Origin of the sequence: Pseudomonas sp. LTJR-52, from assembly GCF_003691465.1 — a bacterium.
Classification (GTDB): domain Bacteria; phylum Pseudomonadota; class Gammaproteobacteria; order Pseudomonadales; family Pseudomonadaceae; genus Chryseomonas; species Chryseomonas luteola.
This window is the reverse complement of the sequence record NZ_CP033105.1, coordinates 1,142,722-1,158,782: the sequence shown is the minus strand read 5'-3', so window position 1 is coordinate 1,158,782 and position 16,061 is coordinate 1,142,722. Positions and strand designations below refer to the sequence as shown.

Below are 16,061 nucleotides of genomic sequence, written 5' to 3'. Positions count from 1 at the left end.
CGTTTGCGTGGCAAAACTATGAGAAGAATTGGCAGGATTGTCAATCTACGAAGTGTGATGGCGGACGGGTTGCCAGAGAGAGAAAAACAGGAAAACAGGCGTGTCGAGCCGGCAAGGACCGGCTCGACGAATAGCTTACGGTTTGGCGTGCTGAGTTTTCTCGATCAGGTCGAGGCGCTCTTTCCAGGGGTCCTCTTTAAGAACCGGACCTTCATCGGCCGTGAAATCCATGACCAGATTGCCCTCACGGTTGAACGGTAGCCAGCGCGCCACATTTGTACCGTTGGGATTACCCGTCTTGATGAAATTAACAAAGATGGCATGGGCCTCGTTTGCCATGACTTGATCCTTGTCCGTTACCTTGTCGCCATATCGCGCTTCCAGCGTTTTGAAGAAATAGGGAATTTCGCTGGCATGCTGCGCCCCTTTGGTCTCACTGTGCAGCGAATCGGCGACGTAGGAGAAGCGATAGAGAAATGCCTGGCGATCATGCTGGGAGATCTTGCTAGCAACGAAACGAGCCGGCTCCGTCATCATCCGGTCCATAGCAACTGCGGCCCCTACCGCCTGCACATCGCCTGTATTTTCTGGGTCGTATAACTGACGGGCCCGCTCTGCTTCACGCCCAAACGGTGCGAACAGCTCTTCCATTGTCTTGGCCGTATTAAAGCCAAGATCGGCGCTGGTCGAACCGATCAGCATGGGCACCTTGTTTTCCTGACCGGCGCTGTAGACCTGTTCCGGTGTACCCACTACGACCCGCCCGTCGAGTACCGGTCCGCCCACGTAAGTAGAGGCATTGCTGCCCATGGTCATCATGTTCAGGTCGCCCAGCACACGGCTGGCCGGCAATTCACGCAGCGCCTTCAATGCCTCGGAACCAGTGCCTTCAACACCAACACTGCGGGCGAAATTCTTGCCGATGGTCTCGGCGGAGGGATTCCCAGGCAAGTCACGGCTGATCTCATGCAGCTCACCCATCAAGGAACGTCCGCCCCCTGACATGACGATGGCACGGTCAAACAGCCCCCGCGTCAGTGGCGTGGTGGTGATATTGAGCACCGAGCCGCCGCCAGCAGACTCACCCATGACGGTAACGTTGTTCGGATCACCGCCGAACTGACGGATGTTGCGCTTCACCCATTGCAGCGCAGCGATCTGATCCATGTAGCCATAGTTGCCCAGCGGACCTTCTTTTGCAGCCGTCAGCGCAGGATGAGCGAAAAAGCCGAAGCGGCCGATCCGGTAGTTGAAACTGACAAAGACCACGCCATCGCGGGCAAAAGCGCTGCCGTCATAGACCGACGGCGAAGCACCGCCATTGACGTAGCCACCGCCATAGATCCAGACGACAACCGGCAGTGTGGCCTTGCGGTTTGCCGTCTCCTGCGCCGGACGCCAGACGTTGAGGTACAGGCAGTCCTCGGAGGGCTTTACGCCCAAGGGAGCTGCATCGCTGGCCATCGGCTTTTGCATGCAGTCTGCGCCATAGGCAGTCGCCTCACGCACTCCGCGCCAGGGCTTCACACGCTGAGGCGCACGCCACCGGTTCTCACCCACCGGCGGGGCCGCAAAGGGAATGCCTTTGAAGGAGATGACATCGCCCGACTGGCTGCCTTTCAAGCGGCCACTGTCGATGCCTACCTCAGTCAACGCGCCGGGTTGAGCGAAGGCACCCAGAGGCGCCATGAGCAGCCCCAGGGTTATCAGTTTCTTTAGGGATGGAGTCATTGTTTTTCCTTTTGGCAGATCAACGGCGCCAGCCGCCTGCAGAGCATCTGGGGCTCCTGCGGGTGTGACTTGCAGGCCGCTGTCGTGGTTCCACCACCAGACCTTGCGCCAGCGTGTCTGGTACGCAGCCCGAACCTGTTTTTCCACACGAATCCATACCGCGACGGCGACCTTTGGTCTGCGAACGCGGTTGCATTGAGGATCAAAACATCATTTGCACTGTCACAGCGGAAGTTGATGGCAATAGAGCATCATCTCGCCCTTAACCACAGATCGGCGCGCCTTTAAAAGCGTAGCCGAGACCAGACGCGGTATCGACTCGCCATACTTTCCGAGACTCATGCGGGAAAGCCCCTGGTAATGGAATGCCGCAGTTTGATGACTGCCGATAAAAGGACCCCACCCATGAGCATCGCCTCGATCATTGCCCTGATTCTTATCGTCGTCGTAGGAATTCCCTCCTTCAAGATCATCAGAGAAACGCTAGGCCGCGCGCGCCTACTGGAAGATCAGCTGGTGGCCATCAGTACGCAACTCAGAGACGTCGAATTCAAGCTGGAAGAGCTGGATGACAAAGTGGCCGCTATACCGACCGTACGTTCTTCAGAGCGTGCGGCACGAGTCGAGGAAGAAGCCGCTCATCACTGAGTGAGCGATTAGCCAAGTTAATGCTGCGCTCCCAGGGCGTAGATGCTGCCAGGGACCGGTCTATGGTGAACGTCTTCTTTTAGGAGCTTTCGCCATGCTTACACGCACGCTCGGCAAGACCGGTCCCCAGGTATCAGCGCTCGGACTAGGATGCATGGGCATGTCGGACCTGTACGGTCCGGCGGACCGTACAGAAAGTATTGCCACGATCCACGCGGCGCTGGAAGCGGGCGTCAACCTGCTCGACACCGGTGACTTCTACGGGATGGGCCATAACGAGCTGTTGATTGCCGAAGCGCTCAGGGATCGCCGGGAGGCAGTAACGATCAGCGTAAAGTTCGGTGCCCTGCGAGGACCAGACGGGGCTTGGATGGGTTACGACGGTCGCCCCAAGGCTATCCGGAATTTTCTGGCGTACACGCTCAAACGCCTGAATACGGATCATGTGGATATTTACCGTATTGCCCGCCTCGATCCAGACGTTCCTATCGAAGATACCGTGGGCGCCATCGCCGAAATGGTCAAGGCAGGCTATGTGCGCCATGTCGGCCTCTCCGAAGTCGGGGCCGATACGATCCGCCGGGCCGCGGCCGTTACCCCCATCGCTGATCTGCAAATCGAATACTCACTGATTTCACGCGGAATCGAAGCGGACATCCTGCCTACCTGCCGTGAACTTGGCATCGGGATCACGGCCTATGGCGTGCTCTCACGTGGCCTTATCAGCGGTCACTGGTCAAAAGACCGCGCAGGTGAGCAGGACTTTCGCGCCATCAGCCCGCGTTTTCAGGGCAGCAATCTGGACGCCAACCTCAAGCTGGCGGACACGCTCAAAGTCATTGCTCAAGAGAAAGGGGTTACCGCGGCACAGATGGCAATCGCCTGGGTGCTGGCACGCGGTGAAGATATTGTCCCGCTGGTAGGCGCACGTACCCGTGAACGTTTGCATGAGTCGCTAGGTGCACTGGATATCATGCTAACCGCCGAGGAGCTGACCAGAATCGAGCAGGCCATTCCCGCCAACGCCGCGGCAGGAGAACGCTATCCCGCCGCTCAATTGGCTCACATGGACAGTGAGAAGCGGCACGACTGAGCGGCTTGTCTGATTCCCTTTATGAATGAATGGGTGAATTTTTGTCATTTGTAAGGCAGGAAAGCGGCCAGCAGAATGGACTGATACCTCTATAGTCCGGCCCATCTAAGGAGCGGTTTGCCATGACGACGCAGGCTTTTGTCGATCCCGATGAGATTCGCGCCCGGTTCTCCCGAGCCATGTCCGACATGTATAAGGCCGAAGTGCCCTTGTATGGAACACTGCTGGAGCTGGTGAGCGATATCAATCAGCGTACGCTGGCAAACAATCCGACCTTGGCAGAGCAGCTGCGCCAGACGGGTGAAATCGAGCGGCTGGACCAGGAGCGCCATGGGGCGATCCGCGTAGGTACAGCGCAGGAGCTGGCTACGCTGCGGCGCCTGTTCGCAGTCATGGGCATGTATCCGGTGGGTTATTACGATCTTTCTGAAGCAGGCGTGCCGGTGCACTCCACCGCGTTTCGTGCCGTCCATGAGGCTTCGCTGCAAAAGAGTCCCTTTCGCGTTTTTACCTCTCTGCTCCGTCTGGAGCTGATCGAGGACGAAGCACTCAAGCAGAGAGCCGCAGCGATTCTGGCGCAGCGCATCATCTTTACGTCACGTGTGCTGGAGCTGATCGCCCGCTGCGAGACCGAAGGCGGGCTGAGCGCAAGCGACGCCGATGCCTTCGTGCGTGAAGCCCTGGAAACCTTCCGTTGGCACGGCGAGGCCACAGTCAGCGCCGAGGTGTATCAGCAGCTGCACGACCAGCATCGTCTGATTGCCGATATCGTGGCGTTCAAGGGGCCGCACATCAATCACCTGACGCCCCGGACCCTGGATATCGATGCCATCCAGCAGAGCATGCCGTCACGGGGGATTACGCCCAAGGCGGTCATCGAGGGACCACCCCCCCGCCGCTGCCCTGTTCTGCTTCGCCAGACGAGCTTCAAGGCATTGCAGGAAAAGGTGACCTTCATCGATGAACAGGGCAATGCCGTTACCGGCAGTCACACAGCCCGCTTTGGCGAGATCGAGCAGCGCGGTGTCGCATTGACGCCTAAGGGACGCGCACTGTACGACAAGCTCCTGACCATTGCCCGCACCCAGGCTCCCAGCGAGAGCAACGCACAGGCTTACATGCAGGCGCTGACTGACATATTCGCAGAGCTGCCGGACAGCTATGAGTCCTTGAGAAAACAGGGGCTGGCCTATTTTCGTTACTTCGTCACCGACAAGGACGATGCGATTACCCAGGATGGGCCAAGAGATCTGGATGCCCTGATCCAGGCAGGCTATATCCACTATGAACCGCTGGTATATGAGGATTTTCTGCCGGTCAGCGCGGCCGGTATTTTCCAGTCTAACCTAGGCGATCAGGCTCAGACGCTGTATACCAAGGCGTCCAGCAAGGACCGTTTCGAGCAGGCACTGGGCGCGTCGGTACTGGATGAACTGGCCCTGTATGCTGATACCCAGGCGCGCTCGCTCAAGCGCTGTGAAGAGCAGCTGGGAATACCTCTTTCATAAGGCCCGCAAGGCTCAAAGCGCTCTTCTTACCAGCGGAGCGCTTTAGATCGCCGTACCAGAGCGGCTGTCGGATTATTGCTATCTGCAGGGTGCGTCCAGCCTAAAGATATTTCATTTTTTTACCGATACAGAGCAGGTGAAACCTTTACTGCCTTCTCCTATCGGAGCGCGTCCCATGCTGTCCAATTTAAGTATTGCCAAAAAGCTTGGTGCAGGCTTTGGGCTTATCATCGCGATCATCTGCATCCTGGTGTATGTAGCCCGCCACGGCTTTACCGAGGTCGATAATTCGGTCAAGTGGAACATCCATACCTATCAGACCATTGATGGGGCTAACAACCTGTTAATCAGCCTGACCAACATCGAAACGGGTATGCGTGGATTTGCCCTCAGCGGTCAGGACGACTTTCTGGAACCCTACAACGCGGGGAAAACAGCGTTCGAGCAAACCTGGACGAAGCTTAAAAACCTGACGTCGGATAACCCGACCCAGCAAACCCGTCTGGATGAACTCAAGGCCACGCAAATGAAGTGGCTGAGCGAAGACATCGAGCGTTCCATCCAGCTACGCCGTGCAGTCGTACAAGGTGCCTCCTCCATGGACGACATGGTGCAACGCATCATCGACCGTCAGGACAAGGCCAAGATGGACAAGATGCGCAAGATCATCGCTGACTTCAGCAACGATGAGTCCAAGCTACTGGGCGTGCGTAATGAAGCCATGCAGTCGGCAGAACAGGTTGCTATCTGGACGCTTATCGGTGGTGGAATCCTGGCTGCCGTAGCGGCCATAGTCATTGCCTTCAGCCTATCCGTATCCATCAAGCGCCGTCTAAATGATGCCATTCAGGTTGCTCAGGCCATTGCCGCTGGCCGTCTGGATACTCAGATCAGCAGCACCGGCGAAGATGAAATTGGCAGCTTGCTCAAGGCCTTCAACGCCATGCAGCAGCGCCTGCGGGAAATGATTTCCGAGATCAAGGGTGGTGCCGAGCAGCTTCTGACAGCCGCTCGCGATATCTCCAACACCTCGGAGCAATTGGCTGTCGCCGCACGGGATCAGTCAAGCTCGGCATCCTCCATGGCCGCTACCGTGGAAGAACTCACCGTCAGCATCAGCCATGTCTCGACCAGCGCGAACGAGGCCCATGGTATCTCTACTGATTCCGGCAAGCGCTCCGTCGAAGGTGGCAATGTCATCAAGCAAACCTTGGACAGCATGACGCAGATCGCCGGTACGGTGCAGAACTCAGCTGAACAGATCTCCGAACTGGACCGCCACGCCGATCAGATCACCTCCATCGTGAACGTGATCAGCGAGATTGCCGAGCAGACCAACCTGCTGGCCCTGAACGCAGCCATCGAGGCCGCCCGTGCAGGAGACCAGGGCCGCGGCTTTGCGGTAGTCGCCGATGAAGTTCGCCTGCTGGCGCAGCGCACCGGCAAGTCCACCCAGGAAATCGCCGACATGATCAAGAAGATCCAGGCGAGCACCCAGGACGCGGTCAGCAGCATGAACGTGGGCGTGACTCAGGTGAACCAGGGTGTGGAACTGGCTCACTCGGCTAGCCAGGCCATCGACGAGATTCGCAGTGGCTCGGATCGCATCATCTCCGTGGTCGACCAGATCTCCATGGCACTACGTGAACAATCTGCTGCCAGCCAGGATGTAGCCCGCAGCGTGGAGCGCATCGCGCAGATGGCAGAGACCAACAGCCATTCCATTGAAAGCGCCTCGCGCAATGCATCGAGCATTCAGCATCTGGCCCAATCACTGGACACGCAGGTCGCGCAGTTCCGCCTGTAAGCGCTGTGTGTTGAAAAGCCCACCGCCTGGTGGGCTTTTTCCTGGGTGCGTCAATAACTCTCGGTGAATTTCGCTACGTTTTAGCCGGCACTGCGCTTAGAATGCGCGCCCTGCTCACAAGAGCAGATCGACTTCATGGGTTCCCTCACCCCATTCCACTAAAAAGGATGCATCATGCAACTGACCTCTTCCGTCAGGCGCTCGGCATTGGCCGGCCTGATTGGCTTTCATATCCTGATAATCATCACGAGCAATTACCTCGTCCAGCTGCCGCTCAACCTGTTTGGCTGGCATACAACCTGGGGCGCGTTCAGCTTTCCGTTCATCTTCCTGGCCACTGACTTGACGGTGCGGATTCTCGGCAAAGGCCCGGCGCGCCAGGTCATTGCCCGGGTCATGGTGCCGGCGCTGGTTGTTTCGTACATTCTTTCCGTGCTGTTCCAGGAGGGTGCGCTCCGAGGTCTGGACGCCCTGGCGCAATTCAATACCTTTGTACTGCGTATCTCATTGGCGAGCTTTTTTGCCTATGTGCTGGGCCAGCTGGTAGATATTCATGTCTTTGACCGTCTGCGTCAGCTGCAGCAATGGTGGATAGCACCTACCGCCTCGACGATCCTGGGCAACCTGCTTGATACCTTCGCCTTTTTCTCCATTGCCTTCTGGCACAGCGACAACCCTTTCATGGCCGAACATTGGGTCGAGATTGCCTGGGTCGACTATACCGTCAAGCTCAGCGTCAGCCTGCTCCTGTTCCTGCCGCTCTACGGGGTGCTGCTAAGCGCCATCGAACGCATGCTGCTGCGCCGCGCCTGACAGGATTCGTGTCGGACTATGTCTCATCTGTCCCGCTGGGGCAGATGAGACAACCCCTGGAAACACCCTGAAAAGGCATTCCAGACCCAAATCGACAGCTTTGTGCGGTGTTTTACAGTTTCCGAAACAGAATCGAACTGTTCTCCTTCGCAAACATCTCTTACCCTCAGCCGCTGCGTTGAGGATTATTCGAGACAGGTCTTTGTTATCGGACAGAGCCGGCCCCGTTGCCACAGCGCTTGACGACACCTTAGTCACATAGGTTCATGTATGCACCGCAGAGATCTTCTGAAAGCTTCACTGGCCTTTGCCGCGTATACCGGTCTTCCTTCGACGACCGTATTCGCCGCTCAATCCCTGTCTGGCGCCTCCAGCCAGGATGTAGAACCGTTCGAGTTCGATCTGCTGAAAAATCAGGCCAAGCAGATGGCAGCCAGTGCCTATGTGGATACGTCTCAGCAGTTGCCGCCCACGCTGGCAAAAATGACGCCACAGCAGTTCAACGCCATTCAATACGATGCCAACGAGTCGCTCTGGCATGACCTGAAAGGCCAGCTCGATGTTCAGTTCTTCCATGTTGGCATGGGCTTCAAGCAGCCGGTCCGCATGTACAGCGTTGATCCCAAGAAAAAGCAGGCCACGGAAATTCATTTCCGGCCTCAGATGTTCAAGTACGAGAACAGCGGCGTCGATAAGTCACAACTCAAGGGTGACCTGGGCTTCGCCGGCTTCAAGGTGTTCAAGTCACCTGAACTGACGCAGCACGATATCGTCTCGTTCCTGGGGGCAAGCTACTTCCGTGCAGTGGACGATACCAAGCAGTACGGCTTGTCTGCCCGTGGCCTTGCCATTAATAACTTCTCGGATACGGTGGAGGAATTCCCGAACTTCACCAAGTTCTGGTTCGAGACGCCCGAGCCGCACAGCACGCGCTTTGTAGTCTATGCCCTGCTCGACTCGCCCAGCGCGACCGGTGCATATCGCTTCGACATCGACTGCCGCGCCACGCAGGTGGTAATGGCAATCGACGCTAATATCTATGCGCGCAAGGAAATCAAGCAGCTGGGTATTGCGCCAATGACGAGCATGTTCAGCTGCGGCACCCATGAGCGCCGCATGTGCGACACCATCCACCCGCAGATCCACGACTCCGACCGCCTCTACATGTGGCGCGGTAATGGCGAGTGGGTGTGCCGTCCGCTGAATAACCCCGCCAAGCTTCAGTTCAATGCGTTCGAAGACAAAAACCCCAAGGGTTTTGGTCTCGTGCAGAGCGACCATGAGTTTTCCAGCTATCAAGATACGGTGGACTGGTACAGCCGCCGCCCAAGCCTGTGGGTCGAGCCCACTACGGAATGGGGTGAAGGCAGCATTGATCTACTGGAAATCCCGACAACCGGCGAGACGCTCGATAACATCGTGGCCTGCTGGAATCCCAAGGTGCCTATCACGGCGGGCAAAGAGCTGCGCTATGGCTACAAGCTCTACTGGAGCGCGCTGCCGCCGGTTAGAACACCGCTGGCACAGGTCCATGCGACGCGCTCCGGCATGGGCGGCTTCGTAGAGGGGTGGGCGCCGGGTGAGCACTATCCAGACGTCTGGGCCCGCCGCTTTGCGGTGGACTTCGTGGGCGGTGGCCTGGATACCTTCCCCCAAGGCACCGGAATCGAGCCCGTCGTCAAGGTCTCGAGCGGTGAGCTGAAAGACTTCCACGTCCTCTGGATACCGGACATCAAAGGGTATCGTGTGATCTTCGACTGGTATCCGACCAGCGATAGCGTGGACCCGGTAGACATGCGTTTGTTCATCCGCACCAACGACCGAACGCTCAGCGAAACATGGCTGTATCAATACTTCCCGCCAGCGCCTGAGAAGCGTCGCTATACCTGATTCACCACAGTATCCGTTTGAAGAAAGCGGCGGCTTTTGCAGCCGCTTTTCTATTAGCTATTAGATCCTGACTATCCGTATACGACTCATATGCGCCAGAATGCTTTCGCCATCCAGGCTATCTATGCTCTGTGCTATTGGACTCGTCCATTTTGAAGAGTTGTCACTTAACGTTGAAGAAATACGTCACCTTATTGAAACGACACTTACACAATATCTTGCCTTGCTGTAGAGCAGAATCGTGAAGTTGTAGATTACGCCTATGCCAGCCAGCACCGCAGCCGGTCAACATATCGTTATTCAGTAGACACAACTATCTATATCGCAAAGCATTAACGTGCAAGGTGTCGGATGAGCGTTTTCTGAACGCTGTTGCCCTTACCGAAAACGCAAACGTTCATGCTACCCATGCGAGTATCGCCTTGCGCAACCTGAGCAACGCAAAGCGACATAAAGCAAAGAGGCTGACCTACATTAGGGTTTACTTGAGGTGAACTTTAAACGTGAGCACTAGCGTGGCATAGGCTCCTGATGGTATGTGCTAGATCAAACAGCTCCCGAAGAATCCACTTGACTTGCCCATATAACCTGCCGTCTTAGCCACAATCTTATCTAGTTTATTATAAAAAATCTTAACCTTGTAACAAATCCTTATATAACTCCAAGAGCTAACCTTTTAGCTTCTGCTCTATATCCCATAGGCATGAAGAGGCCATTCATCGCTTTCCAAAAACGAACTGGTCATATTTAGCTAGAGATTGAACTATGATGCCATTTTGATATCAAAGATTAATCGACTCGATTAAGCTTTGATAATGGACTCTGGTAAGAGCCTTATTTCCCAGGATGGAATGTGAATAAGCACCTTAAAAAATCGGTATGTAAACGCCCTGCCGCTCTTACGCTTACCGTTTTCCTCATTATTGCCGCCTCACTGGTACTTATCGCCATCAATGGACTGCAGATATGGGATACGCGCCAGGATGAGTTTAAGGAAGGCCAGATTGATACGGCCAATTTGGCTCGCTCTTTAGCTCAGCATGCAGAGCATACCTTTGGAGAGGCCGATACGCTCTTGATCGGACTTGTGGAGCGACTTGAGAGCACTGGAAACCAGTCTAGAGAAGTCGAAGCGCTTCAGCCTTTGCTCAACTCTTATTTGAATCACCTGAATCAGCTGCAGACCATTACAATTACTAACGAACATGGCCAGCCGATAATTGCCACCAATCCTTTCTCGTTAAAAGCCAACATAGCTGATCGCGAGTATTTCCAGTTCCATAAATATGATAACAAAGATGGAGCCCACATAGACTCCGCCATACGTAGCCGCTCCTATGGCACGTGGGTTATCACCATTTCGCGTCGCTATAATCATTCAGATGGGACATTTGCAGGAATCGTTTTAGCCAGCGTAAAAATGGCGTACTTTCAGTCATTTTACGATAGCTTTGATATTGAAGAAGGCGGTTCCGCTGGGCTTTTATTAGATGACGGCACCTTATTGGTGCGAAGACCTTATAACGAATCCTTAATTGGCCTTAGCTTGATTAATAGCCTAGATTTGAAGCGCTCCATTAAAGACACTAACTCTGGAACATTTCAAAAACTCTCCCCCCTAGACAATACAACCCGGATATATGCGTATAGGCATGTTAATGGTTATCCACTCATAGCCTTTGCTGCCTTATCTAAAAAATCTGTTCTGGCAGAGTGGAAAGCCAACACCCGCCGCTACGCTATAGGTACAGGCGCAGCCATTCTTATGTTGAGCTGTCTCGGCTTTCTGTTATATCGACAGATTCAAGAGGTTATAAAAACTGAACAACAACTTAGAAAAACACAACACGCACTTCAGGATGCCAATGCAGAACTTGCCGAAATTGCGCACTCCGATAGTCTAACGGGACTTGGAAATCGACGTTATTTTGATGCTTTATTAGAAGAAGAGCTTAAACGAGCCCTTCGCAGCGTAAGCCCGTTGTCACTCATTCTTATCGATATCGATTATTTCAAACGGTACAACGATACCTATGGCCACCTTGCAGGAGATGAATGTTTGCAAAAGGTTAGCCATGCACTGAAGCAGTGCCTTCAACGACCTGGCGATACCGCTTTTCGCTACGGCGGCGAGGAACTAGCAGTTTTACTGCCAGAGACTGATACTAAAGGTGCATTGTTAGTGGCTGAAAAGATCCAGCAGACAATTCGTACACTTGAAATCGCCCATACAGGGAGCCCAACGGCCCATATAACCATTAGTGTTGGCGTTCATGGCTTTATCCCAACTCAAGAAGAGCATGGACCAGGCTACCTTATTCAGGCAGCTGATAAGGCACTTTACCTTGCGAAGGCAAACGGCAGAAATCGAGTATGTGCATATGATGAAGCATCACCAAGTGAGTCTAGCTGAGCACTTGAGCAACTGTGATGCTGCCTGTTGCACGTCTGAGGTTAAAATACATGGAGTACTTTATTGCCCTCGTTGTTAGCATTGGAGTAATCAACTGATTAGCTGACGAAATTATGCTCATTAAGCGTCTCCCTCCAGACTATACATCAGCTTATAGAGCGCTAATGCTTGAAGCCTACGATGCTCACCCGGAAGCGTTTACCTCCAGCATGAACGAACGGGCTGCACTTCCCTTATCCTGGTGGGAATCGCGTCTTATAAAAGATGCTGTATTTGGTGCATTCGAAAACATTTCTCTGATTGGCGCTATAGGGATGGCACTAAATACCCAGGAAAAGGTTCGCCATGTTGCCAAGCTGTTCGGCATGTATGTTCAGCCGCATCACCGTAGCAAGGGTGCCGGATTCGAGTTAATCCAGACGGCTTTAAACCATGCAAAAGGTAACGACGGTATCCAAGCTGTTCAACTTACCGTTTCAGAGGGTAACGATACCGCGCAGGCCTTGTATGAAAGGTGTGGTTTTAGAGTCTTTGGTATAGAACCTATGGCCATAGCAGTGAACGGTCGATTTATATCGAAAATACATATGTGGCAGGCATTCGAGGCTAATCTTTGATGCCGTCCGCTTGCAGTCAGGATTCTTCAAATTAATTGAATGTCTTATCAAACTTAGGTATTTCCTGTATCAACTCAAGTTCGCGATCAATCCTTTTCCAAGGCTGGCAGTCAATGTAAGCCACTAGCTGACATCGATCCCTCAGGCCGTTTGGCCAAAGCGTTGGTTATACAGATCGGTCAGCCACTCTACAAAAACTCTCACTCGAGGCGATATCTGCCTGTGTTGGGGATAGAGCAATGAAACCGGCAGGCCCGGCGTAGCAAACTCTTGTAGAACCGCTTTCAGCCGCCCCGCTTTCAAGTATTTTTCCACCCGAAAGCGAGGCACCTGAATCAAACCGCAACCGCTCAGGGCGGCGCGGGTATAGCATTCGGCATCGTTGACCGAGATCCAACCGCCCAGATCGCACTCGATAACCTGCCTTTCAACCTGAAAGGTGAAGGGGTAACGAATGTCGTGGCTGCTGGCAAAGAAGCCAACGGCCTGATGGTAGGTCAACTCATCCGGGTGTTTTGGCACGCCATAGCGGGCAAAATAGCCTGGGCTTGCACAGACCACCTCGGGCATGAGCGCTAGCCTTTTTGCAACCAGGGTTGAGTCCCTAGGGTGCCCTGCTCGTACCACACAATCGATTCCTTCACGCACCAGATCCACCAACCGATCACCGCTGCTGATGGACAACTCAATGTCTGGATAACGCTGCCGGAATTCGGCGATTCGAGGAAGGATGATTCGTGTGGCATGACTGCCGTGCAGATCGACGCGAAGCATGCCGCGCGGATTGGCCGCAATGGCACTCAGGGAAGATTCAGCCTCTTCCAGATCCGCCAGAATACGAGAGCATCGCTCGTAATAGGCCTGACCATCGAGCGTTGTGCGGACCTGTCGGGTTGTACGTTCCAGCAGGCGCGTTCCCAACCGCTTCTCCAACTCCTTAACCGCATGGGTTGCCGTAGCCCGAGGGATACCTAGGGCATTGGCCGCCTGCGTGAAGCTGCCCAGCTCGACGATACGGGTAAACAGCCGCAGCGACTCGAATTTATCCATGGCTTCAGCCCATTGTTGGTGCCTGTTGAACGGTCTTACCAAGTTCTGTGCATTTATCCAATGCTAATAAATTGCAAAAAATGACAGCCATGAAAGGGCTGGCGTTCCGGCCCTGCCTTTAGGAGTCGGACATGCCGCATTCATCCCGTACAGCCATTATTACCGGCGCTTCCCGTGGTATCGGACACGCCATTGCCAAACGTCTCGCCCAGGCAGGCTTTTCCGTTGCCATTCAATACGCCCACAGCCGAGGCCCTGCGGAGGCTTTGGTGGCTGAAATAGAGTCACTGGGAGGTAATGCCCTTGCGGTCAGAGGCGACGTTGCCACTCTGGAAGATGTGCAGACCCTGTTCAAGGCGGCCAAGGAAGCCTACGGACGGATCGATATAGTCGTGAACAGCGCCGGTATCATGGCCAATACTCCTGTTTCGGCAGGTGATCTGGAGGCGTTTGACCGAATGATGGCCGTCAACCTGCGCGGCACGTTTCTGGTGTTGAGCCAGGCGGCGCAACAGGTAGAGCGTGGCGGCCGGATCATTGCGCTATCCAGCAGCGTGATCGCCAAATCGCTGCCCACATACGGCCCTTATATCGCCACAAAGGCTGGCGTTGAAGGTTTGGTCAGAGTATTGGCTAATGAATTGCGCGGTCAGAACATCACCGTCAATGCCATTGCGCCCGGCCCGGTGGCAACCGAACTCTTTCTCAATGACAAAAGTGAGGAACAGATCCGGCAGATCGAACAGGCTACACCGCTTGAACGCCTCGGTACGCCTGAAGACATCGCCGAGGTGGTAGCGTTTCTGGCAAGCCCTGCAGGCAGCTGGATCAACGCGCAAGTCATCCGCGCCAATGGCGGGTTCGCCTGACCCTGTTCTGTCCCAGAAAGTACATCCTGCGTCTTTCATGGGGGTATACGAAAATCCGATCTATAAAGACGTATGTAAAGCAGGCCTGCTGTTATTTCCAGGCGGGCCTGCTTGCCGAGGCGTCAGACATCGGCGTCCGGGAGCACCTTCCCTGGGTTGAGAATTCCCTGGGGGTCCAGCGCCATTTTAAGGGTGCGCATGGTGTTCACTGCGGCGCCATGCTCAAGCGCCATGAATTTGATCTTGCCCGACCCTACACCATGCTCGCCCGTGGCGGTCCCGTCCAGGGCGATGGCGCGGCGCACCAGCCGCTCATTGAGCGCTTCGGCCTCCGCCAACTCGGATTCGCTAGAAGGGTCAACCACCAGCCCCAGGTGGAAATTACCGTCCCCCACATGCCCGACCATGGCAATGAAGAACGAGGCGGCCTGCACGTCTTTTTCGGTTTCGGTGATACAAGGGGTCAACTGCGAGATAGGGACGCATACGTCGGTACTCCATACCCGCCCGTTCGGACGCATGGCCTGCATGGCGTAGTGCACGTTGTGACGGGCCTTCCAAAGCGTATTACGTGCGTCGGCATCGGCCGCAGCGACAAAGCTCAGCGCCCCGTTACCCTCGGTGATCGATTGGGTCAGCTCTACTTGTTCAGCAACGCCTGCCGGTGAGCCGTGAAATTCGAAGAACAAGGTGGGCCGCTCATCCAGCGTCATCTTTGAATAGCGGTTCACAGCCATGATAGTCCGCGCATCCAGCAGCTCGACCCGGGCGACAGGAATACCGTACTGGATGATCGTCACTACCGAGGTTACAGCGCTCTCTACATCGGGAAAGGTACACACCGCAGCGGACGTGGTTTCCGGAATGCCGTAGAGCCTCAAGGTCACTTCGGTGATGATCCCCAGCGTACCTTCCGAGCCTACAAACAGCCGCGTCAGGTCATAACCCGCCGAGGACTTGCGGGCACGGTTGGCCGTCTTGATGATCTGGCCATCGGCCAACACCACGGTCAGCGACAGGACATTTTCCCGCATGGTCCCGTAGCGTACGGCATTGGTCCCGGAGGCACGTGTTGCCGCCATGCCGCCCAGGGTGCTTTCTCCGCCCGGATCGATGGGAAAGAACAGTCCCGTGGCCCGCAGTTCGGTATTGAGCTGCTGGCGCGTCACTCCGGCTTCAACCGTGGCATCCAGATCGCCCGGGCGAACCGCCAGGATGCGCTGCATGCGACTAAGGTCTATACAGATGCCACCCTTGAGCGCACAGACATGCCCTTCCAGCGAGGTGCCGCCCCCAAAGGGAACGATGGGAACGCCGTAGTGGGCGCAGATCTTAACGATGCGGGAGACTTCTTCGGTGCTATGTGCATAGCAGACGGCATCAGGCATCCGGGTCGCATGGTAGGACTCGCCATGACCATGCTGTTCACGCTCCGCGAGACTGGTTACGATCCGCTCACCGAGAAACGCCTGAATCTCCTCAATGACAGCAGATAATGGAGAGAGAAAGGGTTGTTGCGCATTCATGGGCCTTTCACCTTGTTCTTGTTGTATATAGCGAGTGCTCTAAGCTTAGCCCTTTCCTGCTGGCTTATTATTCAATCCATTGAACGTTTTCCGATG

The 16,061-nt window shown here is 55.0% G+C and carries 12 protein-coding genes and 1 pseudogene; 10 read left to right on the top strand and 3 right to left on the bottom strand.

Going from position 1 to position 16,061, the window contains the following annotated elements; translation table 11 throughout:
* Positions 1 to 135: 135 nt before the first annotated feature.
* Positions 136 to 1,731 carry a carboxylesterase/lipase family protein gene (locus EAW52_RS05235; RefSeq protein ID WP_162997591.1) on the bottom strand — a complete coding sequence of 532 codons (1,596 nt, stop codon included), beginning with the start codon at positions 1,729 to 1,731 and terminating at the stop codon, positions 136 to 138.
* A 405-nt stretch (positions 1,732 to 2,136) separates the two neighbouring features.
* Here EAW52_RS05235 and EAW52_RS05230 point away from each other — a divergent pair, with 405 nt between their 5' ends.
* The 9 genes and pseudogenes from EAW52_RS05230 (at position 2,137) to EAW52_RS05195 (ending at position 12,520) form a co-directional block, all read left to right on the top strand.
* Positions 2,137 to 2,379, top strand: coding sequence for a hypothetical protein (locus EAW52_RS05230; protein ID WP_122041675.1), 243 nt, complete (start codon positions 2,137 to 2,139; stop codon positions 2,377 to 2,379).
* A gap of 94 nt (positions 2,380 to 2,473) precedes the next feature.
* Positions 2,474 to 3,472, top strand: coding sequence for an aldo/keto reductase (locus tag EAW52_RS05225; protein WP_122041674.1), 999 nt, complete (start codon positions 2,474 to 2,476; stop codon positions 3,470 to 3,472).
* Positions 3,473 to 3,594: 122 nt separating this feature from the next.
* On the top strand, positions 3,595 to 4,980 hold the full coding sequence (locus EAW52_RS05220; protein ID WP_122041673.1) for a VOC family protein: 1,386 nt from the start codon (positions 3,595 to 3,597) through the stop codon (positions 4,978 to 4,980).
* Positions 4,981 to 5,155: 175 nt separating this feature from the next.
* Positions 5,156 to 5,932: pseudogene (locus tag EAW52_RS26760) on the top strand (CHASE3 domain-containing protein); the annotation flags it as partial.
* The gene (locus EAW52_RS26755; RefSeq protein ID WP_372238904.1) at positions 5,924 to 6,787 is read left to right on the top strand and encodes a methyl-accepting chemotaxis protein; all 864 of its coding nucleotides are present in this window, start codon (positions 5,924 to 5,926) and stop codon (positions 6,785 to 6,787) included. The pseudogene EAW52_RS26760 and the gene EAW52_RS26755, both read left to right, overlap by 9 nt.
* A 174-nt stretch (positions 6,788 to 6,961) precedes the next feature.
* Entirely contained in the window at positions 6,962 to 7,600 is a 639-nt protein-coding gene (locus EAW52_RS05210) for a 7-cyano-7-deazaguanine/7-aminomethyl-7-deazaguanine transporter (protein ID WP_122041671.1), read from the top strand.
* Positions 7,601 to 7,870: 270 nt separating this feature from the next.
* Complete coding sequence (locus EAW52_RS05205; protein WP_122041670.1) at positions 7,871 to 9,490, top strand: glucan biosynthesis protein D; 1,620 nt, start codon at positions 7,871 to 7,873, stop codon at positions 9,488 to 9,490.
* 853 nt (positions 9,491 to 10,343) lie between these two features.
* Positions 10,344 to 11,903 carry a GGDEF domain-containing protein gene (locus EAW52_RS05200; RefSeq protein WP_122041669.1) on the top strand — a complete coding sequence of 520 codons (1,560 nt, stop codon included), beginning with the start codon at positions 10,344 to 10,346 and terminating at the stop codon, positions 11,901 to 11,903.
* A gap of 113 nt (positions 11,904 to 12,016) precedes the next feature.
* Positions 12,017 to 12,520, top strand: a complete 504-nt coding sequence (locus EAW52_RS05195) for a GNAT family N-acetyltransferase (RefSeq protein WP_122041668.1) — start codon at positions 12,017 to 12,019, stop codon at positions 12,518 to 12,520.
* A gap of 141 nt (positions 12,521 to 12,661) precedes the next feature.
* Here the strand turns inward: EAW52_RS05195 and EAW52_RS05190 are convergent, their stop codons facing one another.
* Positions 12,662 to 13,570: a LysR family transcriptional regulator gene (locus tag EAW52_RS05190; RefSeq protein WP_122041667.1), complete on the bottom strand. Its 909-nt coding sequence runs from the start codon at positions 13,568 to 13,570 to the stop codon at positions 12,662 to 12,664.
* Between the two features lie 131 nt (positions 13,571 to 13,701).
* Here EAW52_RS05190 and EAW52_RS05185 point away from each other — a divergent pair, with 131 nt between their 5' ends.
* Entirely contained in the window at positions 13,702 to 14,439 is a 738-nt protein-coding gene (locus EAW52_RS05185) for an SDR family oxidoreductase (RefSeq protein WP_122041666.1), read from the top strand.
* 122 nt (positions 14,440 to 14,561) lie between these two features.
* Here EAW52_RS05185 and EAW52_RS05180 read toward each other — a convergent pair whose 3' ends face one another.
* Positions 14,562 to 15,965: an FAD-binding oxidoreductase gene (locus EAW52_RS05180; RefSeq protein ID WP_122041665.1), complete on the bottom strand. Its 1,404-nt coding sequence runs from the start codon at positions 15,963 to 15,965 to the stop codon at positions 14,562 to 14,564.
* Positions 15,966 to 16,061 lie beyond the last annotated feature (96 nt).